25 protein-coding genes, 1 other RNA gene, 2 pseudogenes and 1 riboswitch are annotated in these 26,056 nt (G+C 35.9%); of the genes and pseudogenes, 6 read left to right on the forward strand and 22 right to left on the reverse strand.

Translation table 11 applies throughout. From position 1 onward, the window contains the following. Positions 1–185 precede the first annotated feature (185 nt). Positions 186–1,046 carry an AraC family transcriptional regulator gene (locus KE503_RS04155; protein WP_009265073.1) on the forward strand — a complete coding sequence of 287 codons (861 nt, stop codon included), beginning with the start codon at positions 186–188 and terminating at the stop codon, positions 1,044–1,046. A gap of 52 nt (positions 1,047–1,098) precedes the next feature. Here the strand turns inward: KE503_RS04155 and KE503_RS04160 are convergent, their stop codons facing one another. The 12 genes from KE503_RS04160 to KE503_RS04215 form a co-directional block, all read right to left on the reverse strand. After that, positions 1,099–1,689: a metallophosphoesterase family protein gene (locus KE503_RS04160; protein ID WP_118352345.1), complete on the reverse strand. Its 591-nt coding sequence runs from the start codon at positions 1,687–1,689 to the stop codon at positions 1,099–1,101. Between the two features lies 1 nt (position 1,690). Further along, on the reverse strand, positions 1,691–3,544 hold the full coding sequence (locus KE503_RS04165) for a BMP family ABC transporter substrate-binding protein (protein WP_212384553.1): 1,854 nt from the start codon (positions 3,542–3,544) through the stop codon (positions 1,691–1,693). Between the two features lie 3 nt (positions 3,545–3,547). Further along, on the reverse strand, positions 3,548–5,002 hold the full coding sequence (gene gtfA, locus KE503_RS04170; RefSeq protein ID WP_212384554.1) for a sucrose phosphorylase: 1,455 nt from the start codon (positions 5,000–5,002) through the stop codon (positions 3,548–3,550). Positions 5,003–5,206: 204 nt separating this feature from the next. Then, a complete protein-coding gene (locus tag KE503_RS04175) occupies positions 5,207–5,566 on the reverse strand; it encodes a hypothetical protein (RefSeq protein ID WP_212384555.1) in 360 nt (119 codons plus the stop codon). Between the two features lie 333 nt (positions 5,567–5,899). Then, entirely contained in the window at positions 5,900–6,088 is a 189-nt protein-coding gene (locus KE503_RS04180; protein ID WP_212384556.1) for a hypothetical protein, read from the reverse strand. Positions 6,089–6,193: 105 nt separating this feature from the next. Beyond that, complete coding sequence (locus KE503_RS04185) at positions 6,194–6,340, reverse strand: hypothetical protein (RefSeq protein ID WP_022374522.1); 147 nt, start codon at positions 6,338–6,340, stop codon at positions 6,194–6,196. Between the two features lie 36 nt (positions 6,341–6,376). After that, positions 6,377–6,679: a hypothetical protein gene (locus tag KE503_RS04190; RefSeq protein WP_212384557.1), complete on the reverse strand. Its 303-nt coding sequence runs from the start codon at positions 6,677–6,679 to the stop codon at positions 6,377–6,379. A 456-nt stretch (positions 6,680–7,135) separates the two neighbouring features. Continuing rightward, the gene (locus tag KE503_RS04195; protein WP_212384558.1) at positions 7,136–10,342 is read right to left on the reverse strand and encodes a hybrid sensor histidine kinase/response regulator; all 3,207 of its coding nucleotides are present in this window, start codon (positions 10,340–10,342) and stop codon (positions 7,136–7,138) included. Between the two features lie 232 nt (positions 10,343–10,574). After that, positions 10,575–10,665, reverse strand: a riboswitch (cyclic di-GMP riboswitch). Further along, positions 10,657–10,974 (reverse strand): PBECR4 domain-containing protein, encoded by a 318-nt coding sequence (locus KE503_RS04200; RefSeq protein ID WP_022374920.1) that lies wholly within the window; start codon positions 10,972–10,974, stop codon positions 10,657–10,659. (Overlaps the previous riboswitch by 9 nt.) A 119-nt stretch (positions 10,975–11,093) precedes the next feature. Then, the gene (locus tag KE503_RS04205) at positions 11,094–13,166 is read right to left on the reverse strand and encodes a hybrid sensor histidine kinase/response regulator (RefSeq protein WP_212384559.1); all 2,073 of its coding nucleotides are present in this window, start codon (positions 13,164–13,166) and stop codon (positions 11,094–11,096) included. Between the two features lie 588 nt (positions 13,167–13,754). Beyond that, positions 13,755–14,141, reverse strand: a complete 387-nt coding sequence (locus KE503_RS04210) for a hypothetical protein (protein WP_212384560.1) — start codon at positions 14,139–14,141, stop codon at positions 13,755–13,757. Positions 14,142–14,228: 87 nt separating this feature from the next. Next, complete coding sequence (locus KE503_RS04215; protein ID WP_330621875.1) at positions 14,229–14,510, reverse strand: MFS transporter; 282 nt, start codon at positions 14,508–14,510, stop codon at positions 14,229–14,231. Positions 14,511–14,683: 173 nt separating this feature from the next. On the opposite strand from KE503_RS04215, the gene KE503_RS04220 reads away from it, so the two are divergent. The 3 genes and pseudogenes from KE503_RS04220 (at position 14,684) to KE503_RS04225 (ending at position 16,277) form a co-directional block, all read left to right on the forward strand. Continuing rightward, a complete protein-coding gene (locus tag KE503_RS04220) occupies positions 14,684–15,529 on the forward strand; it encodes an AraC family transcriptional regulator (RefSeq protein WP_022374924.1) in 846 nt (281 codons plus the stop codon). Between the two features lie 147 nt (positions 15,530–15,676). Then, positions 15,677–16,057 (forward strand): annotated as a pseudogene (locus KE503_RS15045) (hypothetical protein); the annotation flags it as partial. A gap of 46 nt (positions 16,058–16,103) precedes the next feature. Next, on the forward strand, positions 16,104–16,277 hold the full coding sequence (locus tag KE503_RS04225; RefSeq protein ID WP_212384561.1) for a hypothetical protein: 174 nt from the start codon (positions 16,104–16,106) through the stop codon (positions 16,275–16,277). A gap of 88 nt (positions 16,278–16,365) precedes the next feature. On the opposite strand, the gene KE503_RS04230 is transcribed toward KE503_RS04225, so the two are convergent. From KE503_RS04230 to KE503_RS04240, 3 genes are all read right to left on the reverse strand, one after another. Beyond that, on the reverse strand, positions 16,366–16,539 hold the full coding sequence (locus KE503_RS04230) for a hypothetical protein (RefSeq protein ID WP_212384565.1): 174 nt from the start codon (positions 16,537–16,539) through the stop codon (positions 16,366–16,368). 399 nt (positions 16,540–16,938) lie between these two features. Then, positions 16,939–18,534 carry an AAA family ATPase gene (locus tag KE503_RS04235; RefSeq protein WP_212384562.1) on the reverse strand — a complete coding sequence of 532 codons (1,596 nt, stop codon included), beginning with the start codon at positions 18,532–18,534 and terminating at the stop codon, positions 16,939–16,941. Positions 18,535–18,614: 80 nt separating this feature from the next. Beyond that, the gene (locus tag KE503_RS04240; RefSeq protein ID WP_022374642.1) at positions 18,615–18,920 is read right to left on the reverse strand and encodes a TIGR04076 family protein; all 306 of its coding nucleotides are present in this window, start codon (positions 18,918–18,920) and stop codon (positions 18,615–18,617) included. Between the two features lie 143 nt (positions 18,921–19,063). Here KE503_RS04240 and KE503_RS15050 point away from each other — a divergent pair. Further along, positions 19,064–19,504: pseudogene (locus KE503_RS15050) on the forward strand (transposase zinc-binding domain-containing protein); the annotation flags it as partial. 28 nt (positions 19,505–19,532) lie between these two features. Continuing rightward, complete coding sequence (locus KE503_RS04250) at positions 19,533–19,706, forward strand: hypothetical protein (RefSeq protein WP_212384563.1); 174 nt, start codon at positions 19,533–19,535, stop codon at positions 19,704–19,706. 136 nt (positions 19,707–19,842) lie between these two features. On the opposite strand, the gene KE503_RS04255 is transcribed toward KE503_RS04250, so the two are convergent. The 7 genes from KE503_RS04255 to eno all read right to left on the reverse strand — a co-directional run bounded on the left by KE503_RS04255 (position 19,843) and on the right by eno (position 25,947). Then, positions 19,843–20,268, reverse strand: coding sequence for an N-acetyltransferase (locus KE503_RS04255; RefSeq protein WP_055247538.1), 426 nt, complete (start codon positions 20,266–20,268; stop codon positions 19,843–19,845). Between the two features lie 49 nt (positions 20,269–20,317). Further along, a complete protein-coding gene (locus tag KE503_RS04260) occupies positions 20,318–20,911 on the reverse strand; it encodes a VanZ family protein (RefSeq protein ID WP_212384564.1) in 594 nt (197 codons plus the stop codon). A gap of 182 nt (positions 20,912–21,093) precedes the next feature. Next, positions 21,094–21,436, reverse strand: a transfer-messenger RNA (tmRNA) gene (gene ssrA, locus KE503_RS04265). A 126-nt stretch (positions 21,437–21,562) separates the two neighbouring features. Beyond that, positions 21,563–22,048 (reverse strand): SsrA-binding protein SmpB, encoded by a 486-nt coding sequence (smpB, locus tag KE503_RS04270; protein WP_081020101.1) that lies wholly within the window; start codon positions 22,046–22,048, stop codon positions 21,563–21,565. Then, the gene (gene rnr / locus KE503_RS04275) at positions 21,996–24,170 is read right to left on the reverse strand and encodes a ribonuclease R (protein ID WP_117944366.1); all 2,175 of its coding nucleotides are present in this window, start codon (positions 24,168–24,170) and stop codon (positions 21,996–21,998) included. The genes smpB and rnr overlap by 53 nt, the downstream gene beginning before the upstream one ends. 141 nt (positions 24,171–24,311) lie before the next feature. Then, positions 24,312–24,587, reverse strand: coding sequence for a preprotein translocase subunit SecG (secG, locus tag KE503_RS04280; RefSeq protein ID WP_055197844.1), 276 nt, complete (start codon positions 24,585–24,587; stop codon positions 24,312–24,314). Between the two features lie 70 nt (positions 24,588–24,657). After that, positions 24,658–25,947 (reverse strand): phosphopyruvate hydratase, encoded by a 1,290-nt coding sequence (eno, locus tag KE503_RS04285; RefSeq protein WP_055197842.1) that lies wholly within the window; start codon positions 25,945–25,947, stop codon positions 24,658–24,660. Positions 25,948–26,056 lie beyond the last annotated feature (109 nt).

Raw genomic sequence — 26,056 nt, forward strand, 5'->3', positions numbered from 1 at the left:
TATAATCTTTGTACAACTATCCCTCGAGAAACTGGTTTTATTATAGCATTATACACAAAAACAAGGAATGGATTAACTTAAGATGTTATATAGCAAAATACTATCTATTCCTTTTTTTGTTGAATTCATCTAGCATTTTGATATATAATAAAAAAAACTTATATTTATTTATGAAAGGAGTCTTTATGAGCCAAAATACTTTTTCCATGTTCCCGAATGAACGATTTATTGATCTTAATATATACCAATTTGGTTATGAACAATGTTCCCCCTTACATTCCTTTGGACCATTTGTCAGGAATCATTATCTCTTTCATTATATAATTTCAGGAAAAGGAACTCTTCTTTCTACTTACCAAAACCAACTACGAGAATATAAATTAGAAAAAGATATGGGATTTCTGATTTGTCCGAATACGATCAACCACTACTTCGCCGATGAAAATGATCCATGGGAATATACTTGGGTTGAATTTGATGGTATGAAAGTAAAAGAATTTCTTGATCAATCTGGGGTTACTTTCAAAAAACCTATTTATCACCCTAATTCTATAGAATCAGCTCACAAACTTCGTGATCTAATTTTATATATAGCTCATCATTCGAATGAACCTCCCCTTCATTTAATTGGTTATATGTATCTGATACTAAATCAGTTGATTCAGTCTTCCAGTTCCAAACATGATGTTCAATCTGGAAAATTAAGCGATTTTTATATAAAAGAGGCGATTTCATTTATTGAACAAAATTATATGCGCAATATTACTGTTGAAAATATGGCACAATTTTGTAATCTTAATCGAAGTTACTTTGGAAAGATATTTCATGATAACATCGGGAAAAGTCCACAACAATTTTTAATTTCTTATCGCATGGGAAAAGCCGCTGATCAATTAAAAACAACAGACCTTCCTATCAAAGATATCTGTGAAAATGTTGGCTATCCTAATCAGCTACATTTCTCACGGGCTTTTAAAAATACATATGGTATATCTCCAAGTGAATATCGAAAACAAAACCATATTATCAAAAAAGATGATGAATAATCTAAAAAAGCTGCCACATAGGACAGCTTTTTTTAGATTTCTTACTTATTTTTCACCATTCAATCACATAATGATCATATGCATTTACAATGACCGTACTTTTATATTGTGATACTCTGTTCATATCGTGTCCATAATTCAAATGAATATGTCCATGAACAAAGAATCTTGGATGCCAGTAATCTATGATTTTTTGAAATGCCTGAAATCCCTGATGTGGATAATCTATTCCATCATTCATCTTAAAGGCTGGTGCATGTGTCACTAAAATATCAATTCCACTATGCTTTTTTAAGGCAAACCATAATTTTCGACATCTACGATTCATTTCTTTTTGCGTATATTGAAATTTTCCTCCATTATAATCAATCGATCCTCCCAGACCCATAATTCTGATCCCTTTATATACAACAATTCGATCTTCTACACAAACACATCCAAGCGGTGGATCACTCTCATAAATTTCATCATGATTTCCATGAACATATAGCACATCCCCATGAAAAAAAGTAGCCAGAAATGATAAATATTTCGGATTTAAATCTCCACAAGAAATGATCAATTCAATTCCTTCTAACTTTTTGGGATGAAAATAATCCCATAAAGATTTGGATTCTACATCAGCTATTACTAATATTTTCATCTTACAATCCTTTTTTTGCTGTTTTTGTTCCTTGCAACTCTACAATTTTTTTCGCTGACTCTTCCAAATAATCAATCGACGGAATTTCTCCTATAATATTTTCATAAAGGGAATCCATCTCAATTATATCTGTCGCACACATATCTTCATAAATCTGAAATTTTCCATCCGCAATTGATTGTTTTACAAATTCTATGAATCGTTTTGTTTCTTCATCTAGACAACTCGTATAAGCAATTGAAACTGCCCCTGCGGATAATCCCCACCAATAACTGATTGCTTTCCCTTCTTTCAAAAAATTATTACGATTCCAGCTTTTATCAAAAATACTTTTTATAATCTTTTCATAAAAAACATTCCAATTCCATATCGGTATTGCAATATGTTGAATTTCATCTCCTTTTTTAGAAAATAATCCAAATTCGCTGCATTGCTGATCCGGTGTTGTTAAATCCTGTCCTAAAATATAAGTTATATTCTCATCATTCAATATCCTCTTTGTGTCATTCTTTACTGTAGACCACACTAAATGTATCTTTGCTCTAGGGTTTGTCATCCTTACTCCCAACGCAAAAGCATTAATATTTGAAATCATTCCATATATCGGATAATCTGCTATGTAACCTATTTGATCTGTATCTGTTAAAATTCCTGCAAGTAAACCTAGTAGAAATCTTGTCTCATAAAATTTTCCATAATAGGTTCTCATATGTCCGCACCATATATTTAAAGAACAATTAAGAATCTTAATTTTAGGATATTCTACTGACATTTTCAGACTTGCATTTAAAAGAACAGGTGTTGTTGTAAAAATCACCTGACATCCTCTTTCAATTGCATTTTTTATAGCATGAATTGCTTGTTCCTCATTTCTTATATTATCATATGTTATCACTGAAATTTTATCCCCAAATTTCTTTTCCAGTTGTTTTTTTCCTTCCATATGACTATATGTCCATATACTTGTTTTTGCTGATTTTACATTTATAAAAGCTATTTTAAGATGCTTTTTCTGGAACAATCCTCCTATTTTTGCTTCAGATTTTTCAGGCGTTTCCAACAATTTTGTATCATTCTTTTTTCCAAACAAAACCATATAGTCCCATGCTTTTAACATATTTTTCTGCATCTGCATTTTATCTTCTTCCAGCCATGCTTTGGCCCCAAAGATTTTAATATATGATAATATTGCGTCTCCTATTGTTCCTGGATACTTTTTCATTTTTTTCATAATCATAACCGTATTATAATAGGATGACTGAAAATCTTTCCGATTTTTTTCACTCCATGGGACTTCAAATATATTCAAAAAATAATTTGCTAATTCTGAAAATCTTTGTGATTTTTGAAAATAAATATTATAATTTTGGGATAATCTATAAAAATCCAAAAATTCATAATAAATCTGATTTTCTTCTGTATAATCTTTTTGAGGAATCAGTCTTACAACGTTCGCTAAAACACTATCGGCTCCTTCGTACTTTAATACACTGACTCTCTTATTTCCTTCTTGAATATAAAACTGATGCATAAATTCATAAGCGATGACTGGTTCCCGAATTCCTTCTTGTAAATGACTTTGATACAAAGCTTCCCACTTTATAGCGAATTCTGATTTTTCATCTAACAATGGATAAAAGTTTCTTGAAAAAGCATTTGTTCTTCCTTTTGTCTTTGTCCCAATGATCAAGTCAATCGGGATATACAACAATCCTATATCCTGCTCTGCTACAATATCTGTAAATGATAATATCTCATCCAATACCTGAACATAAGGATATCTGCCTTTAACAGAATCCCCTCGATATTCTTTTAGCCCTAATTTTCTCGCCTTTTCATATTCTTCCAATGCCATTGCTTAATCTCCCAGCAAATTATTTTGATAAATTACATTTTCCTCTTTAACAATACAAAAATCAAATGTTTGCAAATCTGCTTTTAATGCAATAGATTCATTTCCATAACTTCTTGTAATTTCCAGTGAATGCTCTCTTGGAATTTTCACTTCAATTTCTCCTTCCAGAGCAAATGCAGATTCCGTGTTTCTTAATTCCATCAATCGTTTTAATTCCTTAACAACTTTTCGTTTTTGTTGTTCTTCTATCTCTTCCATTGAAAAGTAATGTCGATTGATATCTCGACCATTTTTTGTCTTCTCCATAAGTTCAATATCATTTTCCCCTGCCATCATTCCTACATAATACACCTGCGGTATTCCTGGTGCAAAAAATTGAATAGCTCTCGCAAGCAGATATGCTGCATCATTATTTCCAAGTGCTGAATAATAGGTTGTATTTACTTGATAAATATCTAAATTATTGTATGCTTCTGTATTATAGATTTTTTTTACATTTGCTCCTTTTACGAACATCTGTTCTTTTGTTTTTTCTACTTCTTCATCCGGAAGTAAATCTTTTACATCAACGATTCCGATTCCATCATGTGTATCTAACGTAGTAAATTGCTTTTTAGGTGACATTTCTAACCAATGTTTTAAGTATTTCCCTTCTCCGTTATATAATGCATTTAAAACTAGTACAGGAAGTGCAAAATCATAAATCCAAAATCCTTGTTTTGCAATCTTCATCTGAATGCTATAGTGTTCATGGATTTCAGGAAGAATAATCACCTGATATTCTTCTAATATATCTTCAATCTCATGTAAAAGATTCCATATATCCGGCTCTACAAAAAAGCAGCTAGTGTCCGCTTTTTTTACTGCATAAGCAAAGGCATCCAAACGAATAATCGAAGCTCCTTTTTTACACATATTGATCAGTGTATTTTTAATAAACTCTTTTACAACGGGGCTTTGTACATTTAAGTCCACTTGTTCCGCATCAAAAGTACACCATATCTTTTCTTTTGTTCCATCTCCAAATTCTACCTCTATATATGGTGCTCTTGGTTTTCTCTTATAAATTTTATCTACCTGTTCTTGTGTTGGCTCACCATTTTTCCAAAAATCTTTGTAACGAATAAAAAAATCTTTATATTCTGATTCTTCCTTTTTTTCTTTAAAATCATTAAAATATGTTGAACTTCTTGAAATATGATTTACCATAAAGTCAAACATCAAATAATAGTTCTTACTTAATTCTTTAATATCCTCAAAACTTCCAAAGCGTGCATCTACCTGATCATATTGCATCGGAGCAAATCCTCGATCTGCTGAAGATGGGAAAAATGGAAGAATATGAATTCCTCCAACAGCTTTTGCATAATATTTATCTATAACAGATTTCAATTCATTCAAATCATTGCCTAAACTATCTGCATAAGTGATCAACATGATTTTGTTATTTAATTTCATAAATTTCTCCTATCTTATCAATACTTTTTGTTTTTCATATTGTATCATTATAGGAACAATCATGTACATAACTACATATTTGTTAAAATATACCATTATGCTATATTTCCATTAAATAATAGTACATAACTAGCATTAAGATAATTTCTTTTTTGTGACAGAATTAATCATATGTGTCATTGCTGACTTGTTTATCAGAAATCATTATTCCAATTTTCGGTAATAAACATAAAACATAGGTCCTGTCGTACAAACAGCGATCATATCTGCGATCGGTTCCGCCTGATCTAATGCCACAAAGCTATACTGGCACGCAACCTGTATTCCATAAATTAAAAGCATTGCCAAGTAAACTCGCATACTTTTATTGGTATAAGCAATCAAATCCATATCATTTGTAAAAATCGATGAAACTGCTGCTGGAGAAATCATGCAAATAAGCCAAATCAAAAAGGAACCACTGACACAACTGATCAACAATAAACGAAATGTTTTCTTTACCCTATCGATATTTTTTGGCTGTGCTCCTTGAACCAGTCCTGGCAAAAGAAGCATAACAAACATACTGCATCCAACACTATATTGGTCACAGCTCCAACTGCCACATTGCACATACTGATCAATGTTTTTCCTTGTGCTGTAATAAATACATTTAATCCTAATGTTAGTTGTGTAAATAACGTACCCAGACAATAAATATTCATATACAACTTCCCATCACTTTTTCTGCCCCTTCAATATGTCCAATGAACATCTTGTCTACCAGATTGTATAAAATATTGATAAAAAATATTAGAGCTAGATAAAGGAATCTAAAAAAACATTCTGAAAAAAAATAAAATTATTCCTTCAGCTTACGTGTTGATCATTAAATCCCCGCAATTTATTAATTAATATTTAATGCACATTATCATAATTACAAATCTGGATTGCCGCACCATTTTCCATAAGAGAAAATCCATGTTTTTGGTAAAATGGTACATTATTTTTATCTTCTAGCATTTCTGTATCGTCTAAAACTCTTGTTAATCCATATTCCAGAGGGCACCTTATGTCTTCTTCTAATTTCTTTTGATATTTCGCCATATAAAAACCCCCTTCTAACTATTCTTTTGCTTTATTATAGCTTGAAGGTGATGATTTTAAAGTTACTATTAAATTTATTAGTGATTCTTTGACTAGATTTCTTTCTTAATAAGTAAAATCTTCTTTATCTGGTATTGCACTTCCATAATATAATTGCCCGATCTGTCCATTCTTTAAAACTTTCATAATATAGCTGACAGATTCATTTTGTAGATGAAATTCCTGTGCTTTCTCATGATAAAAAATGTTCATAAACTTTCTCCTTATTTTTCCTTTTTATTTTAAGACTTATGCCTCATGAATCACATTTAATTCTTTTGTCATGTTGTCTAAATAATCACCTTTTAATTTATATGCTTTTGCATAGATCAAGTAACTGATCACTGCAAAGATCATTGGAATAACGATCATAATGATACGGATTCCATTTAATGTTGCTGCTGACTGCTGTGGAAGAGATGCATTGTATTCAACCATTGCAAACATTTTTTCTCTTCCAAGCTTCTTTACGATCTGCATGCAAAGATTATATGCAAATAATAAACCAACGTTACTTACTGAACGATGATACTTTTGAAGGATATAATTCAAACCAAACAACCTTTTAACGATTTTATAACTTGCTTTTATAAGGCTTTCAGAACGTATAGCCGTATACCAGCTTGCATTGTCAGGGATTAGGATAAACTTTTGATATTTTGCACATCGCTTTTTCCCAGCATACACATATTTGCCAGAAACCACCTCCTACTGTTCCAAGGAGTCCTGGTCTCTGATTTTTTGACTTTCCGGACAAAAAAATAAACCTGCTGTCATCTGCAGATCTCTCCACAGACAACAACAGGTTTCCCCTGATGCATTTATTTACTTTACCATCCGTTCAATACCATCGGTCATACGGATTTCCACGCACCTTCTTTGTCTCTGTTGCCTTCTCAATACTCTTTTCAGCCTCTTCCCTCGTTGCAAACAGCCTGTGAGATTTCTGTCATAACAAAACCCTCTCTATGTTTCCTAGCTGCTTTTCCCATGCATCCAGGAAGGCAATTACAGCCAGTTTTCCAGAACATCATTCAGCTTATTCATATCCAGCGGTTTCGCGATATGTCCATTCATGCCTGTATTTTTGGCCAGCTGTACATCTTCTGCAAAAGCATTGGCAGTCATGGCAACAATAGGCAGTTTTCCCTTTTCACCCGGAAGGCTCCTGATTGCTGCAGTTGCCTCATAACCATTCATGACCGGCATTTGGATATCCATAAAAACAAGATCATACGAACCTTTCGGAGAAGCTTCCACTTTCTCAACTGCAATTTTCCCATTTCCTGCCGTTTCCACTTTTGCACCTGTCATTTGCAAAATTTCACCAGCAATTTCTCTGTTCAACTCATTATCCTCAACCAGCAGAATCCTTTTTCCCGTGTAGTCTGATTCTGACAGCTTCTCCAAATAATTTCTTGCTGTTTTTTCTTTTCTTCCTAAAGTAAACTGCCGCAGTGTAGCCGTCAGCCGGGAACGGAACAGCGGTTTTGCAATAAAAGCATCTATGCCCGCCGCCTTTGCTTCTTCTTCAATCTCGCTGAATTCATAAGATGTCAATACAATGATGGTGATCTCTTTTCCTATCCGTTTCCGGATCTGTCTGGCAGTCTCTATACCATCCATATCCGGCATCTTCCAGTCTAAAATAACAGCAAAGTAATCATCTTTCAACTCATGCCGTGCATAACAGTGCTCAACCGCTTCCCTTCCAGAGAGAACCCATTCACCCATAATACCAATTTCCTTCAGTGTGGCAACTGTACTTTCACAGCATGTCTTATCATCATCCACTACCAGAACCGGCAGATTCATCAGATTTTTGTCCTGTTCTTTTTCTGTTTCCTGTAGATCCAGATAAATTGTTACTGTGATTTTAGTTCCCTTGTGCAAGGTACTATCCACTTTAATAGTGCCATTCATCAGGTTCACAATATTTCTGCTGATTGCCATTCCCAGACCAGTTCCCTGGACTCTGGTTGTCCGGTGGTCATCCGCGCGGCTGAACGGATCAAACATGATTTTCTGGAATTCCGGTGACATACCGATCCCATTATCCTCAATCGTAAATTCATAGCATCCAAGTTCTGAAAATCCATTTGGCTTTTCCTCTATGGAAAAAATAATATTCCCGCCATCCGGTGTATACTTGATCGCATTACTCATCAAATTCACAAATACCTGCTGAATCCTCAAGCTGTCACCACAGACAGCCTCATGTTCAATATGATTGATGTGTATATCAAAATTATGTTTATGTTCATCAAGCACCGGTTTCGTAAGTGTAATAAGATTATCTACCAGATCTGACAGATTGAAATCTTCCTGTGCCAGTGTCATTTTTCCACTTTCAATACGTGCCATATCCAGCACTTCATTGATCAGCCCCAGCAGATGGCGGCTTGATTCTGTGATCTTGCTGAGACATTCAATGACTCTGTCCTGGCTCTCAACATTTGCTCCTGCGATTGCCGTCAGACCCACAATCGCATTCATTGGTGTCCGGATATCATGGGACATATTGGAAAGGAATTCTGTTTTCGCACGATTTGCATTTTCTGCGGACCGGTAAGCCTCTTTCAGTGCCTGACGGGATTCAATCTCTGATTTCTTCTCCTGTGTCACATCCATGGATGCCAGCAATACCTTTTCCAGCTTTCCGTTCTTCCATTCCAAGGGAATATAAGAAGCGATTTTATAAGTCTTTTCATCCAGGCTGCAATACTCAAACTTATAAATATCATTTTCACTTTTCAGTTTTTTCCGAATATTATCCGGGGCTATCAGGATATCTATAGTTTCCAATGGTTCCAGTGTCTTATATTTTTCAAGAACCTGCATCTGAAAATCATGATAAAATCCCAGAGGTTTATATATCATATGTCCATTCAGATTGTAGAATTCATATTTGTCATTTTCCAGATCACAGACAACAAAGCGGTCAACCAGACGCACAATACTCTGGATCAGCTGCTCCATGGAAGCATTATCCGCTGCCATCTGCAGATGCCGTGCACTCTCTACCTTTGCCTCTGTGATATCACGCAGAAAGATCATGGCATATTCTGAATTCTCTATCTCGCCACGTATGACCACATTGCGGACCCATCGTTCTTCTCCATTCAGAGTGATACGGCACTCCAAATCCAATTCGGTTTCCAGACCCTTCAGCCTTTCTGCAATATAACCACGGTCGTAAAAAGAGGATACCGCCTTCTTATCTATCTCCACAACATAGGAATCCACAAAATGCCGGATCAATTCATCCCACGTATGACTCTGTTCAAAGACAGTCATCAGGGACGGTTCAACCTTAAAGGTATCAAAAGTATTTGCTTCCAGATTCACATAATACTCGCACAAATCTGCTTTCGTAAAAGCCCGGTGGAAAGCAGCAGATTTTTGTGCCTGCATGATTTCTTTTTTCTCCCCATCAATGTTAATAAAAATCCCGGCAATCCTGCTGGCAGAACCATCCAGACGGCGTATTACTTCTGCCGATGCCCGAAACCACTGGTATTGATTATCCTTCATTCTCATACGATACTCTACCTGGTATTTTATCTGGTTCGTCTTATCCTTAATTGCCGCCTGAAGCTGCACCATTACTCTTTCTTTATCCTGTGGATGCAGAAGATCTGACCAGGATTCCAGTTTATTCGGAAAGTCCAAAGTGTCATGATAGCCAAGCATTTTTCGGAATTCATGACTCCAGTTTGCATTCACAATCTCACTGTTTTCGTCACAGTCAAAATACCAGAAGCCGGAATAGATAGCCTCATTGAGCAGTGTCAAATTTACATGATCCCAGTTGACCTGTACGGACATAACCCAGATCTGTCTGCCCGCCTCATCTGTCGCATCCTCTTTACAAAGCCGTACATTTTTCACTGTACCGTCTGCTGCAAGGATCTGTGCTTCCCCTGTTCCGTGAAGCTGCCAAAAACGGTCTCGCTCCAGTATATCTTCCTCACCATAAAAGAAGTTTCTCAATGAGCCTTTTGTCTGTTCCATGAAAGTATCGAATGTATATCCTGTACTATGCAACAGCAGATTATTCACAGACAAAATAGACAGGTTTTGGTCATAAGATCCTGTCATTATACCTACTCCACCATTATTTTCCAGTGTTTTCTGTACGGCCTGTGACATGGTCTGTGTCTGTCCCGTTACAGTCTCACCTAAGGAATATATTTTGTCCTCATAATTTTCCATTTTATAAAAATCCTCTCTCTGTTTTATGCTTCATTATCCTGCTTTTATCTGTATACAGAGAACCTGTCCCTGCTAGTTTTGTTACCTATTTTTGCATACAAAAAGGACACTTGCCAAAATCTGCCAGTGTCCCTACTATATTTCTCTAAAATCACACATCTATATAGTATAAAAGGTATCGGAATCTCTTCTGTTCAAACATCTTTTCCATATATTATGATGATATGGAAACAGTGGCAACCGGCTGACCTGATCAAACTTTCTGACTTTAGCCCCTTCTGGCTTTGCGTCCCTGCCTTTCAGCAGGTTTGCCTTTAAATAATTTCTATTTTTATCAAAAACAAAATACCATAAAGTTTTTCATACGTCAATATTGCTGGATAGAAAATCTGTGTATTTTGCGTATGCCAGCCTGCATTGTCAGTTATCGATCGGCTCGCCAAACCACTCACCATAAAATTATTTATTACAATTTCACTGGCTGCAAGATGTGGAACCTTTTCAGATGGAAATGATAGATGAATTGTGTACAGTTGCTGTTTGTAGCCAAATGTAAAAACATAATAATATTCTGTTAGTTCTTTCCACGCAACGGCTGCATCATACAATAATCCGTAATCATTATTTTCCATACACACCATCTTCTGATTTGCTGTCTTATTCAGCAGAAATACCTGCCAGTTTTACATTTACGTTATAATATCCTACAGAACGTGAAAAATAGGTATACGGATTTGAGAAGTTGCAATCACTACACACAATATTCACACAAAATTCTCTTTACGTTTTCAATTTTTATAGGCTTTGCCAAGTGAGCATTCATTCCTGCTGCCAGACACTTTTCTTTATCTTCTCTGAATGCATTTGCTGTCATGGCAATAATCGGAATCGTCTCAGCATCTGGATGTTTCAGTGACCGGATTGTTTTTGTCGCAGTAATCCCATCCATTACAGGCATCATGATATCCATCAGAATTGCGTCAAAATAACCTTCCGGTTTCTCCTGGAACATTCTGACCGCCTGCAATCCATCTCTTGCAACTGTCATATTTGCACCTTCATCAGACAACAGCGTTTCCGTAATTTCTGCATTCAATTCATTGTCCTCTACCAGCAATAAGTTTAATCCGCTGATATCCATCTGTTCCGCTGTTTTCTTTACTGTATCTGGTGCGGGAGCAAGTTTAAACGGAATCCTGATGATAAAGGTTGAGCCAATGCCTTCTTCGCTTTTAACTTCAATAGTTCCACCCATCTTTTCAATCAGACCTTTTACAATCGCCATTCCCAGTCCAATTCCCTGCTGTGTACTTCTTGCATCCTCTCTTTCCTGCGAAAACGGCTCAAATATATGCTCCTGGTATTTCCTGCTCATACCAATGCCAGTATCAGTTATGGTCCACTCATATGTCGTAATTCCGTCAACAGCTTCTGTATAATCTGACACCGTCATTATCTTGCCGCCAATCCGGTTATACTTAATACAGTTTCCATAAATATTAAGAAATATCTGTCTTAAATGTACCGGACTTCCATAAATAAAAGGATATCGAAGCCCTTCCTTTTTTGCACGGAACTGCATCTGGATTCCTCTGTCTTTTGCCCGCTGTTCTATGATAGTCAGAACATCCTGACTTAATTCCTCAAAGTTGATGATTTCCTGCGTCAGAGGTACATTTCCATCTTTAATTTTGCTCATCTGAAGGATATCATTAATAAGAGACAATAGATAGTCTGCAGCTACCTGCATTTTTCTGAAATTTTTCAGGACCAATTCCCTGTCATCAAAATGTTTCTCAGCAATCTTCAGCAATCCGATAATTCCATTCAGCGGGGTTCTCATATCGTGAGACATCCTGGAGAGAAAATCAGACTTGCTTTTATTTGCTTTCTTTTCACTTTCCAATGCAATTGATTTGTGCATGAAGTCATTTTTATCCAGCATGAGATTCCAATGTTCAATGGTTCCGTCTTCCTTTATTACTTTCTGTCCACGATCTTCGATGTATTTGTATGTGCCGTCCTTACAGCGTATCCGGTAAATAGTAGCATAATGATCAGAATGAGTATATTGATTTAATGCATCTGCAAGTCCGACCTTCACGTCATCTGGATGAGCAAGACCGATAATATTACCGCCAGAAGCATCCATCAGTTCCTTTGGCGTTGCGTAACCGAGCATATTTGCAAATTGTTCTGAAACATATTTGAAAGAGTATTCTGGGTCATCATTACTGATTTTGACGCCGCCAGGGATGGATACGGTAAATAACTCCAGCTGACTTTGCAGTTTCTTTGTCAATTCCTCGATCATGGCCGTATGCTTTTTCTCTTCTGCCAGAAGCTTCGCATACTCTCTGTTTGATTTTTCCAGTGCCCGCTCTTTTTCCTCTAAGCGGTAATGTTCTGTACGGTCAAGAACATAATTAACTGCAATGACATCTCCAGTTTCCTCTTCACGGTACAGGGTCATGTGATCTTCTGCAAGCATGGGCTCAAAAGTAGCAGTCCTGGTCCAGTATCGGAACGATATATGCCGTTCACCATTTTCAAACCGATTTAATAATCGTTCTCTGTCAAACTCGTGCTGAAAATCTTTAAGACCTTCCTCAGGTATGGTCAATGCCCATGCATCTACCAGACTCTGTAAGCTTGAATTTTCCGGCAAACCTAATTGTTCATTCAGATTATATTTTTTTCCATTAACTACCTGATACATGGAACCACGTACGATATTCTTTGTGAGATTGATCACGCAGTATCCATCGGCAATAGCAAATACCGACTCTTCCAAAAAACGATTATTAATAATATCCTGACTCATGTTTATTTATCTCCCTGTAAATTCTCTGATACAGATTATATCCTTATTTTTGTGTGTCCGTCAATAAAAAAGAGTGTGGTAACTATTCAAATACTTATTCACCCATTTCTCCACTGATTCCCATAGTGTGCTTCTCTCCCATATGATATCCTGTTTTTTTCGCATATTGCATTTCTCCCTTCTGAAGTTCTCTTTTCAGTTACATGACTATACCAGAAGTCGGTGAAATAGCAATTCATCAGATGTACCGAAAATGCGTGGAGGAGATTGGGGATAGTTGACAATAGGGGAATTTGGAGAAAAAGAGAAAAGCCATGGTTTGTGCCATGGCCTTTCAATTCATATTTGCTGTCTTATTCAGCAGAAATACCTGCCAGTTTTACATTTACGTTAAATGAAGTTTGTTCCCCACCATGTTGTGGACCTTGATCCGCAGTTGCAATCTGGAGAATAAAACCATTTGCAGTTGCGCTGATGTTTGTAGTGGTTGCCTCAACCCTATTATTCGTTACATACCAAAAAGCAGAATTTCTCTTCTACTCTTTGGTATGTACCCCACGCCACAACCGTGGGGTATGAAAAGTTAAATTATGCCTGTGTTTTGTTTCCTGGCTGAGAAGGTGTTGCAGTAAATGTAACTGTTACACCACAATCTTTAAGATCTGCTTTAGCATTATCCTTTGCTGATACTTTTACATCTTCAACTTTAAGATTCGTAAAGCTGCCATCGTATCCACCAGTACCGATATAAAATGTATCTTTATGTGCATACTGGTTTGTTACTGCCCCTGCAGCTGTTGCAGAAGATTCAGATGTGTTATCTGTTGCTGTTTTGTCAGCAGTTGCTTCCTGAATTACAAGATAAGCAGAGTTAGACTGTGCACTAATATCTGTTGTAATTGCATCTACATTATTATTACTTACAAACCAAGCATATGTACTTGATCCGAGCGCTACAGCGGCAACGCATACCATGGCAATGTATGCGATCAGCTGTTTGTTTTTAAATAAAATATTGATGATCTGTTTAAAGATTCTCTCTCATGAGGATCGTTTGTTAAATTAGGAAGCCATGACCAGTATGGAACGTCCATGATCGTATAATACAACTGCATTTAAAAGTGTTCCCACCAATAACCATGTTCTAAATTTGCCAAATCGATTATGAGTATTATCAACAACTAATCCCATCATTGGGTCATTGATCGCATCCCAGATTCTTGCTACAAAGAATAATGTTCCTACAAATGCCGGTGCCAGAAATAAAACGTCTGTAAAATAGAACATTAGGAAATCACCTACAAAACAGCAGATAGCATCCTTTCCAAGTTTTGTTAAATTCATCGTTTTTCTCTTTTTTAATTGTAAGGCCCTTTGTTTTTCTTCTCTCATGATGTACTTAAAGTATAGCATCTATTTTTATCTTGCGTTATGAAGTTTTGTTTTATATTTTTGTCAAAATATTGAATAAATCATCAGAATATTTTATAATCAGATCATGTTTGGGAGGATTTTTTATGGAACAAGCACAAGTTTTAACTTTTTTAAATAATGAAGACCGAGATCTTTTATTACAATTTTGCGGATATTCTACGACAGCTCCTCTCCATAGTTTTGGACCAGCCGTCCGCCCACATTATTTAATTCATTTTATTTTAAACGGGAAAGGAATTTTTCAAAAAGGTGATAAGACCTATCATTTAGAAACTGGGCAAGGATTCTTTATCGAACCAGATGAGCTTACTTTTTACCAAGCTGATGCAAAAGAACCATGGGAATATTTATGGGTTGGATTTAACGGAACGATGGTTCCTGAATTATTAAAACAGATTGGTCTTTCTTCTTCGCAGCCAGTTTTTCATTGTGATAAAGGGAAAGATTTATACTGGCTTGTCAATGATATGCTAGTTCATGCAAGATCTGGTTTTGCTTCAGATCTTCGAAGAACTGGTCTTTTATATGAGTTTCTTTCAATTCTTGCAGAAAATCCAATGGAGACAGATACACAGACAGATTCTGAATATGTTTATATCAACAAAGCAGTCGAATATATTAAAAATAATTATTGGGATGGGATTCATATTTATGACATTGCGAAATATCTTTGTATTGATCGAAGTTATGTTTACTTATTGTTTCAAAAATATTTCCAACAAAGTCCTCAAGATTATCTTGCGACTTTTCGACTCACGAAAGCATCTGAGTTATTAAGTACAACGACTCTTTCTATTGAAAGCATTAGTAATTCCTGCGGGTATGGAGACCCTGCAACATTTTCTAAGGCATTTAAACGATGGATGGGTGTTTCTCCCTCTGGATATCGAAAAAATCAGCGTAGCCATGGGACTGTACTGAGTAATTAGCATTTTTATTTTATAGGGGATTTCATCGAAATTTTCTATAAAAAAGTGTCTTCGACACTTCAACTCCCCTGCCCCTCATTCTTGAGGGGGGGATTTCTTTTTTTGTCTTTTTCCTTCATAATAGAATCATGAATATCCTACAAGAGATCTTTACAGATTATTAATATCAGACACCGTCATTGCGTTTTTACCATTGATGCGTCCCTCCGTGATTTTTTCCTGCAGGATCGCTCTCTCCTTAACTGTCTCTTTCATTCTGTCTCCAGCATTGTCCTTCGTTTATTCTCTAAAATGAACAAACACAAAAACTTTACCCCTGGTTTTATCATGGTCCTGCATACTTTCCGTAGTTTTAACCGGTGGCGTACTGCGATCCTTTCTTCTTTTGGCTATGATCCTCTGATCTTTCCTCATTGTAAACAACAGATGGTGATCCTGGAAATATATCATAACCATCACCGCGTACCTCTTGAAGAATTATACGAGAAAGCAATGTCCCGCTCCCGTGGAAAGCGTTCTTCTGCATAACCACTTTTTTTATGCTATAATCCTCATATAAAGGAGGAACCCTACCATGAAAAAGAAGATCAAAGAGCTACGCGAAAAATATATTTTAAATCCTCCAGAAGGTATGACATCCGAGGACATTCGCCATATGAGCGAGGAGGACCTGCTGGATATGGATTATTTCCTAAATGAAGATGTGTTTGGTGATGATTTTGGTGAAGAAGGTTTTTATATTTTCTAAAATTAAAAAAGATATCGCTAAGAATACTTCTATAGCGATATCTTCATTACATAAATAATCTGTGTTTTAAAAGTTTTATTGGAGTTATTTAATGTTGTCTCAAGGAACAATCTCCTACAACTAATTTCCCATCATCTGTCACATCTTTAAATGCAACTGGCACTACATTTGGTTCTTCATTTGCACATGTTGCAAGATCCCACATACCTTCTTTTAATAATTTTACTACGGATTCATTTAAGATTTTGTATACCTCCATCATTGTTTGATCAATTTTTTTATATACTTATGTTATCGAATTTACTTGTATTTTGGAAGATATTAGGGAATTTATGAGTTGATATTAAATTTCTTATCGTTCCTGTACTTCTTTTCCACTCATATGTTCAATCTCTATCTCAAAAAGCTGTGCAGCTTTTCCTGCCTGTGCAATCTCTTCATCCACCATCTGTTCATTTGGATAATATTTCATTGCAAATTGTTTTAATAAGATTCCTCTTTGACCATTTCATTTCCATAAACTGTAAAACATATTTTATCACTGGATCGCAGGGAGTCGACTTTATGTCCTGATTGTTTGCCATAACTGCAAAATTGTGCATGATTTCCGCCTTTAGTGACTTCTTCTTTATAATTAGCTTTCTTAAAATATTTTCTGCAATTATTCCTTACACATTTGTTCAATCACACATGTATGCATCTTTGTCCCTTTATCATAGTTAATTCCTACTAAAAGCAATTCTCCACGATACTCATCTAACGCATCTACATATTGTTTTTCCTTAATCTGACGAATTGCTCCTTGTGCTGTTTTATCCCATTTTAGTTCTATGATCACAGCGGGCTTATCAAGATGTATTTTTCTTGGAATGAAGCAAATATCTGCAAATCCTTTTCCTGTTGGAAGTTCTCTTATGATTGTATAATATTCCCTTGCAAAATAAAAAGCTAGGTTAATTGTACAACTTAATGCATTTTCATTATTATATTGAAGAATTGAAATTTCCCTATGTGCTTTATCAATTCCTGCTGCCACAGCTTTTTCATCCATATTCCATAGAGCCTCTAATAGCATTTTGGAATCTTCCACAGATCTTGTAACCTCAGCCCAATCCATTGTACTGATCGCATTAATATATTCTTGAGAAACTTCTTTATTTGGAATTGTAACTGTCTTATCAGGCCAATGATAGCTCAAATATCCCAAGTGAATCAATAATGTCAGAACGTCATCTTTCCCCTGAAAGCTTGTCATATCATTCGAAAATGTTCCTATATTAACTTGAACTCTTTCTCCAGCAAGCATACGAATGATTGCATCTTTTAATCCATCAAAGTTTAACTTTATATATGATTTTAACGCCTCATATGTTTCTGTCTGATTCCAATAGTTGTCAAATACCCCACTTAACATTACATCAACAACTGATTTTGGACTATACATGGAATAACAAATTTTTTCTTCTCCATCCACTGTCACAAGTTCATATCCATCATACCATGCGCGTGTTTCTTCAAAATTCCGATGAAATCTTTCACACAGCTTTTTAACTTCTACTTCTGTAAAGCCAAAATATTCTGCCATTTCTCTTGGATTTGTCATTGAATATTCTGTAAACATATTCAATGCAGAATGAGATCCATATTTTTTGATTGGAAGAATTCCTGTCATATAAGCAAGTGCCACATAATCTTTATCTTTCAACCATGCACGCAAAAAGTCCAGATATTTTTTCTGTGCTTCTTTATTCTGTTTATATTCACGAAACAAGCAATCCCACTCATCGATCAAAATTACAAAAGGACATCTTGTGTAAGAAAATACATCTTTCATAACCTGAATCAAGTTCTTTTCGTCTCGAAACTGTATTTCTCGAAATGCTTCTTTGAAATCTGAAACCAAATAATCTTTCAGCATCTGAAGCATTTCTTCTACTGTTTCTGACATACTTAGAAATTCCTGCATATTAATTTTTATCACATCGTATTGATTCAGATTTTCTTTGTATGATCTATCCTTACTGATTGACAGATTCTGAAATAATTCTTCTGTATTTTCACTTCGATCATAATATGCAGCAAGCATATTTACTGCCATGGATTTTCCAAATCGTCTAGGACGGCTTACACAGATATATTTTTGCTCTGTATAAAGAACTTCGTTTGTCTTTGCAATTAATTCACTTTTATCTACATATATTTTAGAGCGAAGACTCCCTCGAAATGAAAAATTTCCAGGATTTAAATAACTTCCCATATCTGTATTGCACCTCCTGTAATTACCATATTTATAATAAATAGCATCATATTTCTTTATAAAATAAAACTCTAGCTTCTTTAATCTTCCAAAACTTCAATATAAAAACTAACTGGTCGGAATCCATCATTACAGCTGATCATTGCTGACTTTTTATTCTTCATCCATCCTTCATAAATATCGCTGCCGCCATAAGCCAACGTCATAACAAATGGAGAGATACTTTCCCATGCGCTTTCACAAAATCCTTCGGGACGTTTCCATCCTTCTGCAATAAATACTTGCCCTTCTTCTATATCGCAAGCATGCTCCATAGGATTTTCATATTGTTCCATTAAGTCTTTATATTCTGTTTTGCGTATTGCTGTAATTTTACATCGTTTCACTAGTTTGTTCCTTTCACATTTCAATATGTTAAATTTGTATCTTCATTATAACATAAAAAAGTGTCTTCGACACTTCAACTCCCCTGCCCCTCATTCTTGAGTGGTGGGTTTCTTTTTTTGTCTTTTTCCTTCATAATAGAATCATGAATATCCTACAAGAGATCTTTACAGATCATTATGAAGAAATTAAATATACTCTTCATCCCAGACCTGCTGAGATGGAAAATATCGATAAGATGATCAACTGCGGAAATCTCAAGTTTGTTCCCTTCCGTTGTCACAGTCGTTTCTGCACTACCTGCGGTAATAAATATTCCATGGAACGCACTACCTCTATGTTCTTTAAGCTCATTAATGTCAGACACCGTCATTGCGTTTTTACCATTGATACGTCCCTCCGTGATTTTTTCCTGCAGGATCGCTCTCTCCTTAACTGTCTCTTTCATTCTGTCTCCAGCGTTGTCCTTCGTTTATTCTCTAAAATGAACAAACACAAAAACTTTACCCCTGGTTTTATCATGGTCCTGCATACTTTCCGTAGTTTTAACCGGTGGCGTACTGCGATCCTTTCTTCTTTTGGCTATGATCCTCATATAAAGGAGGAACCCTACCATGAAAAAGAAGATCAAAGAGCTACGCGAAAAATATATTTTAAATCCTCCAGAAGGTATGACATCCGAGGACATTCGCCATATGAGCGAGGAGGACCTGCTGGATATGAATTATTTGCTAAATGAAGACGTGTTTGGTGATGATTTTGGTGAAGAAGGTTTTTATATTTTCTAAAACCATGATCATCTGTTTGCTCTGCCCACTTTTATGTGGGCTATTTTTCTTTTGGAAAGGAGCCAAAGGCGAACTTTCCTATAAATTGAAAAAAGAGAACAGCTTTCGCCATTCTCTTTTCTACAAACTGGGATTTCTATTTGTGTTGCCATGTCATTACATAATCTTTTTCTCCAGTAGCCTCATCTAAGCCACTATGCTGAATCTCAAATCCTTCTCTCTTATAAAAAGATATTGCCCGTGCGTTCTTTTGGTATACGTTCAAGTGCAACTTATTCCTTTTATCCTTTGCATAATTCAGCAGAATTTTACCTATACCCTGCGATTGCATTTCACCAGAAACAAAAATGCCCTCAACATATTCATCATTTAACCCTATAAAACCCTGTATTTCTGTATCATACTCATACACATAAACCTCTGCTAGTAACAACGCTTCTTTTACTGATTTGAAATTGCTTTTCCAGTATTCGGCGGGGATAAAATTATGTGCCTTTATATTTGTATCCAACCATATATCTGCAACTTTATTTATATCATCCCTTTGAAATTCTCTAATCATAACGGTGACTCTCCATAAACTTGAATTTTCCAATTTAACAAACTTGAATTTACAGAACCATTTCCCATAACAAAAATGAAAGAAATGGTTGAAAGAAAAACATAATAAATACTACAGATGCACATATTATGTAAAAGTCGTTCTTTTTTGAGTTTTTCACTATTCTTCTTGTAAAGACACCTGTAAACCAGTATGCAATAAGATACCCAATTAAAGTTCCTGCAATGTTAGTAATAATGTCATTTATATCTGTTGTTCGTCCTGTAAAAATTTGAGCTATTTCGATAAATGATGTCATTGCAAATCCTGCTATAAATATTTTTTTTGCATTTCTGAATTCTTTCCATAACACCGGCAGAAAGAAGCCAAAGGGAACAAACAATAACACATTCAAGCACGCATTAACAAAATCATCTATCATATATACAAAAGGAATTATATTTACCGTCAATTCAACTTTTAATGACATTATATTCGGAAAGCCTACCAATGCTAAAACAGCAGTTAAATAGAATCCAAAAACCATATAAAGAATGGTTATTTTCCAGCTACGAAAATACAATTTGTTATATACACACCAGATAGGAATTATAAAAACTGCAGCAGCAACAATTTCGATAAGTGCAATATATATTCTATACATGTTTTTTACCTCCCAAAATTCCGATTTGTTAAATTCATATCCGCGTTATAGCATAAAAATAACGACACTGTATATCACTTTCGCAACATACAATGTCGTTACTTTTATTTTCTTCGATACACCAAACAAAACATATTCCTGTATACGATAATATCATATACAGAGTTCGACTTGTTCAGCTTTAGTGGACTAGGCGGGAATCGAACCCGCGTCCAAAAGCCAATTCACATGAGGCTCTCCCATTACAGTCAGTCTTCTTTCATTCCCTCTACTGTGCTCCGACTAACAGGATCACAGTTTCAGTAGCTTCATCAATACTTTAACCGGCACAAAGCTTGACCGGTCAAGGGTCCTGCATGTTTGAAGCCAGGATTCCAGACTACAGGTGATCTAGAGCTGACTGCTGCAAACTAGGCAGCGTACGCTAATTTATTATCTGCGTTTATATTTAAGTTTGTACCGTAAGGTGGTCCCTCCCAATGGCTCCTCAAGCTTCATAACCCCTGTCGAAACCTTTACTAGCCCGAAATTAATTAGCTTGGTTCGAGACTGGGAATCTTCCCAGTCTCGAAATTATATTATATAGTCTCTTATATAAGATGTCAAGTCTTTTTGTACAAATTCTTATACAATCTTTTATCTTACTTGAAATTATCCAAAGTTTCTTACTTTAAAATCTCTCTGTGCTTCTCTTAACTGGTCTCTCTTTGAGATATCCTGTCGTTTATCGTAAAGTTTCTTACCTTTGCATAATCCAATCTGGACTTTCACAAGGCTTCCGCTAAAGTATACCTTTAATGGAATCAGTGTATATCCTTTCTGATTGATCTGCCCGATCATCTTGGAAATCTCGGATTTATGCAATAACAGTTTTCTTGTACGAAGTGGATCTTTGTTGAAGATATTTCCTTTTTCGTAAGGACTGATATGCATTTGATGAATGAAAGCTTCTCCATTATCAATATCGATGAAAGCTTCTTTGATGCTGCAGTGTCCCTGTCTTAAGGATTTTACTTCGGTTCCATGAAGTACGATCCCTGCTTCAAAACTATCCTCTACAAAATAATCATGTCTTGCTTTTTTATTATTTGCAATGAGTTTTTTTCCATCCGTCTTCGCTTTGCTCATAATCATCATCCTCCACTAACTCAAAATCAATATTCTTAAGCATCATATCCACATCTTTGACACGGATTTTTACTTTCTCTCCTAGTTTAAAGGTTCTTCCAGTTCTCTCACCGACCATAGAATAAGTCTTCTCATCATAGTAATAGTAATCTCCCGGAAGAATGGATACATGCACCATTCCCTCGATCGTATTTGAAAGTTCCACATAAATTCCCCAGTTTGTCACACCAGAAATGATTCCTTCATGAACTTCTCCGATTCTTCTTCTCATATATTCCGCTTTCTTAAGCTTACATACTTCTCTCTCGACTTCTTCCGCACGACGTTCCATCTTAGAGGACTGTTCTGCTACTTTCGGCAGAATTGCATCGTAATGACTGAATCGTCTTGTTGTAAATTTATTATGCAATGTTTCCTTGATGATCCTATGGATCTGAAGGTCTGGGTATCTTCGGATCGGTGATGTAAAATGGCAGTAATATCTTGTAGACAATCCAAAATGCATGGAGCTGTATGCAGAATATTTTGCCTGCTTCATAGATCTTAATGTCAAACGGCTGATCAATGGTTCTTCTGGAGTCCCCTCGATCTTTGTCAGTAACTTCTGCACTTCCTTTGGGTGAATCTCATCATGGCTACTCTTTAAATAAATTCCAAAGTTTTGTAAAAATACTTGTAATTTATCAATCTTTTCATGATCTGGAATCTCGTGGATTCGATATAAGAATGGAATCTCTCTCCAGTAAAATTCCTCAGCGATCGTTTCATTCGCACACAGCATGAAATCTTCAATGATCTTTGTCGCTGCATTTCTTACCTGTGGATAAACATCGACCGGACGACCTTTTTCATCTAAAATGATCTTAGACTCTGGGAAGTCAAAATCGATACTTCCTCTTTCATGGCGACGGTGTCTTAAAATATCAGATAATTCTTTCATTAACTCAAACATTTCTACAAAGTCATCGTATTTCTTACGTTCTTCCATATCTCCGTCTAAGATTTTTGCTACGGATGTATATGTCATACGGTGATCAACATTGATCAATGTCTCTGCAATCTGATGATCGACAACCTTTCCACTTGGATCGACTTTCATGATACAACTTAGTGCCAGTCTGTCACATCCCTGATTTAAGGAACAGATTCCATTCGATAACTGGTGTGGAAGCATTGGAATTACACGGTCTACAAGATACACACTCGTTCCTCGTTTTAATGCTTCCTTATCTAATGGAGAATACTCTGTTACATATTCGGATACATCTGCGATATGCACTCCGAGTAAATAATTCTCTCCTTTTCTTGATAATGTGATCGCATCATCTAAGTCCTTCGCATCTTCTCCATCGATCGTTACCATCGGCCAGTCTCTGATATCCATACGGTCTTTGTAGTCAGATGCTTTGATCTCAGATGGAATCGTATCAACCTGCTGTTTGACATCATCTTCAAACTGGGTTGGGATTCCATAAGCTTTGACAATTGATAAAATATCAACTCTTGGATCATCTTTATGTCCTAAAACTTCAATGATCTTTCCTTCTGGACTTCTTCTGGCATCTCCATAATCTGTGATCTCTACCATCACTTTAAATCCGCTGGTAAGATTCTTGCACTGAGATTTGGATACAAAAATATCACTGTCAAATCTTAAATTATCTGGAATCACAAACCCAAAGTTCTGGTTTTTCTGAAGAGTTCCGACCACTGTCTTGATTCCTCTCTCTAAAATCTTGATAATCTTTCCTTCTTTTCTTCTTCCAGAAGTTGGATGATCGTCTAATACCTGCATTAAGACTGTATCTTCATGGAAAGCTCCATTCATGTTCTTCTCATGAATGTAATAATCATCGTCTTCCCCTTCCACGGTTACAAATCCAAAGCCTTTGCTTGTACAGCTGAAGGTTCCTTTGACTGTCTTCACACTTGGCGGCATGTATTTTCCACGTTTGCTTACTTCAATTGATCCTTCTTCTACCAGTTCATTTAAAATCTCAACAAACTCATCTCGATCTTCTGGAGCTACCTGCATCAGGTATCCGATCTCTCTCTGCTTCATTGGCTGGTAATACGGATCATTGATCAACGCTTTAATTTTCTTTTTTCTGTTAAATCGTTTATCTGTCATTGTGTTCTCCTGTATATTCAACTCTTTTTACTATATATTTGATCTTATGGAAATATCATTTTCATATCGTGTATATTACCTATGGCGTTATGACATAAAAAGCACCTCTTAAAACAAGTTTAAGAAGTGCTTATCTTTTCTCTAAATAAATCTTGAGCAAAGGATTGCTGCTGTTACGAAAAATACGATCGTAAAGAATGTTGTCACTTTGATCAGTGTTCCTTCCTTAGAACGACCTTTGTTCTTGCTCCAGTATGTTCCGCTGTCTGCTGCACCAGTTAAAGAACCTAATCCCGCTTCTTTTCCTTCTTGCATTAATACTAATATGATTAATAAAATTGATGCTATAATAAAAATTACAGTTAATGCTGTTTTCACAATATGCCTCCTAATATATTTCCATTCACTGAGATTTATTCTAACATAGACATATCAAACTTGCAAGAAAAACAGCAATACTTTCCATAGTTTTTACATTTTTATCCTTTTAAAAACCATATTTTTTGCAACTTCCAAGTTCTTCTTCAATGCGTAATAAACGATTGTATTTTGATGTTCGATCAGATCTGCATGGCGCTCCTGTCTTGATCAGACCAGCATTCGTTGCAACTACGATATCTGCGATCGTTGTGTCTTCACTTTCACCTGATCTGTGGGAAATGATCGTTTTGTAGCCTGATTTTGCAGCTGTTTCAATGGCATCTAACGTCTCTGTCAATGTTCCGATCTGATTTGGCTTGATCAGAATACTGTTTGCGATATCCTCTTCGATTCCTTCTTTTAAACGCATAACATTTGTTACAAATAAATCGTCTCCTACTAATAAAATTTTCTCTCCAAGACGATAGGTTAATACCTTCCAACCTGGCATATCTTCCTCATTTAATCCATCTTCGATTGAAAAAATCGGATAATCTTCCACCAACTTTTCATAATATTGCACCATTTCTTCTGAATTTCTTCTAATTTCTTTGCCTGCCATCATACTTTCTCCCATAAAATGATAGATTTTCTCATCTTCATTATAGATTTCTGATGCTGCACAATCCATCGCAATCGCGATCTCTTCTTTTGTTTTATACCCTGCCTGTTCAATTGCCTGAACCAAAAGGTCTAATGCCTGTTCAGAGCTTTCTAGATTTGGAGCAAAACCTCCTTCATCCCCAACCCCTGTATTCAAATGATTTTTTTTCAAAATATATTTTAATGTATGATACACGTCGGTTCCCATCATCAGTGCATCTTTGAAAGAATCTGCTCCTACTGGTGCGATCATAAATTCCTGAAAATCGACGGTGTTATCTGCGTGTTTTCCTCCATTTAATATGTTCATCATTGGTATTGGAAGTCTGGATGCAAAACTACCTCCAAGATATTGATATAATGGAATACTTAGCCCGCTGGCTGCTGCCTTGGCGGTTGCAAGAGATGCTCCAAGGATTGCGTTTGCTCCAAATCTCTCTTTGTTTGGTGTGCCGTCTGCTTCCAACATGATTTGGTCAATTTCAATCTGATTAAGTGCATTTTTGCCGATCAGGCGGTCTGCAATCTTGTGATTGACATGGTTCACTGCCGTTTCGACTCCCAATCCGCGGTATCTTTTTTCACGGTCTCTTAGCTCCAACGCTTCGTATTTCCCTGTGGAAGCACCAGAAGGAACGATCGCTCTTCCCAAGGCTCCATTTTCTAAAAGCACATCGACTTCTACCGTTGGATTTCCTCTGGAATCTAAGACTTCCCTTCCGATAACGTTTTCAATGCATAAACGATTTTTCAATTTTTGTCACATCCTTCTTTCTGAAAATAATAGTTGTATTATTTCCTTGATTGGATGTTTTTATACATATGCATTTAAAATAATATTAATTTCATGTTCAAAATAATCT

Source organism: Anaerostipes sp. Marseille-Q3525, assembly GCF_018223505.1.
Taxonomy (GTDB): domain Bacteria; phylum Bacillota; class Clostridia; order Lachnospirales; family Lachnospiraceae; genus Anaerostipes; species Anaerostipes amylophilus.

What these genes read in the sequence shown, in the direction of transcription:
- KE503_RS04225 (WP_212384561.1), top strand. Translation starts at nt 16,104, where the DNA reads ATGAAAAAGAAGATCAAAGAGCTACGCGAAAAATATATTTTAAATCCT.
- KE503_RS04205 (WP_212384559.1), bottom strand. Translation starts at nt 13,166, where the DNA reads ATGAGTCAGGATATTATTAATAATCGTTTTTTGGAAGAGTCGGTATTT.
- rnr (WP_117944366.1), bottom strand. Translation starts at nt 24,170, where the DNA reads ATGACAGATAAACGATTTAACAGAAAAAAGAAAATTAAAGCGTTGATC.
- KE503_RS04210 (WP_212384560.1), bottom strand. Translation starts at nt 14,141, where the DNA reads ATGGTATGCGTTGCCGCTGTAGCGCTCGGATCAAGTACATATGCTTGG.
- KE503_RS04160 (WP_118352345.1), bottom strand. Translation starts at nt 1,689, where the DNA reads ATGAAAATATTAGTAATAGCTGATGTAGAATCCAAATCTTTATGGGAT.
- KE503_RS04180 (WP_212384556.1), bottom strand. Translation starts at nt 6,088, where the DNA reads ATGGCGAAATATCAAAAGAAATTAGAAGAAGACATAAGGTGCCCTCTG.
- KE503_RS04185 (WP_022374522.1), bottom strand. Translation starts at nt 6,340, where the DNA reads ATGAACATTTTTTATCATGAGAAAGCACAGGAATTTCATCTACAAAAT.
- KE503_RS04220 (WP_022374924.1), top strand. Translation starts at nt 14,684, where the DNA reads ATGGAACAAGCACAAGTTTTAACTTTTTTAAATAATGAAGACCGAGAT.
- KE503_RS04230 (WP_212384565.1), bottom strand. Translation starts at nt 16,539, where the DNA reads ATGATGGAGGTATACAAAATCTTAAATGAATCCGTAGTAAAATTATTA.
- smpB (WP_081020101.1), bottom strand. Translation starts at nt 22,048, where the DNA reads ATGATGATTATGAGCAAAGCGAAGACGGATGGAAAAAAACTCATTGCA.
- KE503_RS04200 (WP_022374920.1), bottom strand. Translation starts at nt 10,974, where the DNA reads ATGGAAAATAATGATTACGGATTATTGTATGATGCAGCCGTTGCGTGG.
- KE503_RS04255 (WP_055247538.1), bottom strand. Translation starts at nt 20,268, where the DNA reads ATGATTAGAGAATTTCAAAGGGATGATATAAATAAAGTTGCAGATATA.
- KE503_RS04155 (WP_009265073.1), top strand. Translation starts at nt 186, where the DNA reads ATGAGCCAAAATACTTTTTCCATGTTCCCGAATGAACGATTTATTGAT.
- KE503_RS04165 (WP_212384553.1), bottom strand. Translation starts at nt 3,544, where the DNA reads ATGGCATTGGAAGAATATGAAAAGGCGAGAAAATTAGGGCTAAAAGAA.
- KE503_RS04215 (WP_330621875.1), bottom strand. Translation starts at nt 14,510, where the DNA reads ATGAATTTAACAAAACTTGGAAAGGATGCTATCTGCTGTTTTGTAGGT.
- KE503_RS04260 (WP_212384564.1), bottom strand. Translation starts at nt 20,911, where the DNA reads ATGTATAGAATATATATTGCACTTATCGAAATTGTTGCTGCTGCAGTT.
- KE503_RS04175 (WP_212384555.1), bottom strand. Translation starts at nt 5,566, where the DNA reads ATGTTTGTTATGCTTCTTTTGCCAGGACTGGTTCAAGGAGCACAGCCA.
- gtfA (WP_212384554.1), bottom strand. Translation starts at nt 5,002, where the DNA reads ATGAAATTAAATAACAAAATCATGTTGATCACTTATGCAGATAGTTTA.
- KE503_RS04235 (WP_212384562.1), bottom strand. Translation starts at nt 18,534, where the DNA reads ATGGGAAGTTATTTAAATCCTGGAAATTTTTCATTTCGAGGGAGTCTT.
- KE503_RS04195 (WP_212384558.1), bottom strand. Translation starts at nt 10,342, where the DNA reads ATGGAAAATTATGAGGACAAAATATATTCCTTAGGTGAGACTGTAACG.
- KE503_RS04250 (WP_212384563.1), top strand. Translation starts at nt 19,533, where the DNA reads ATGAAAAAGAAGATCAAAGAGCTACGCGAAAAATATATTTTAAATCCT.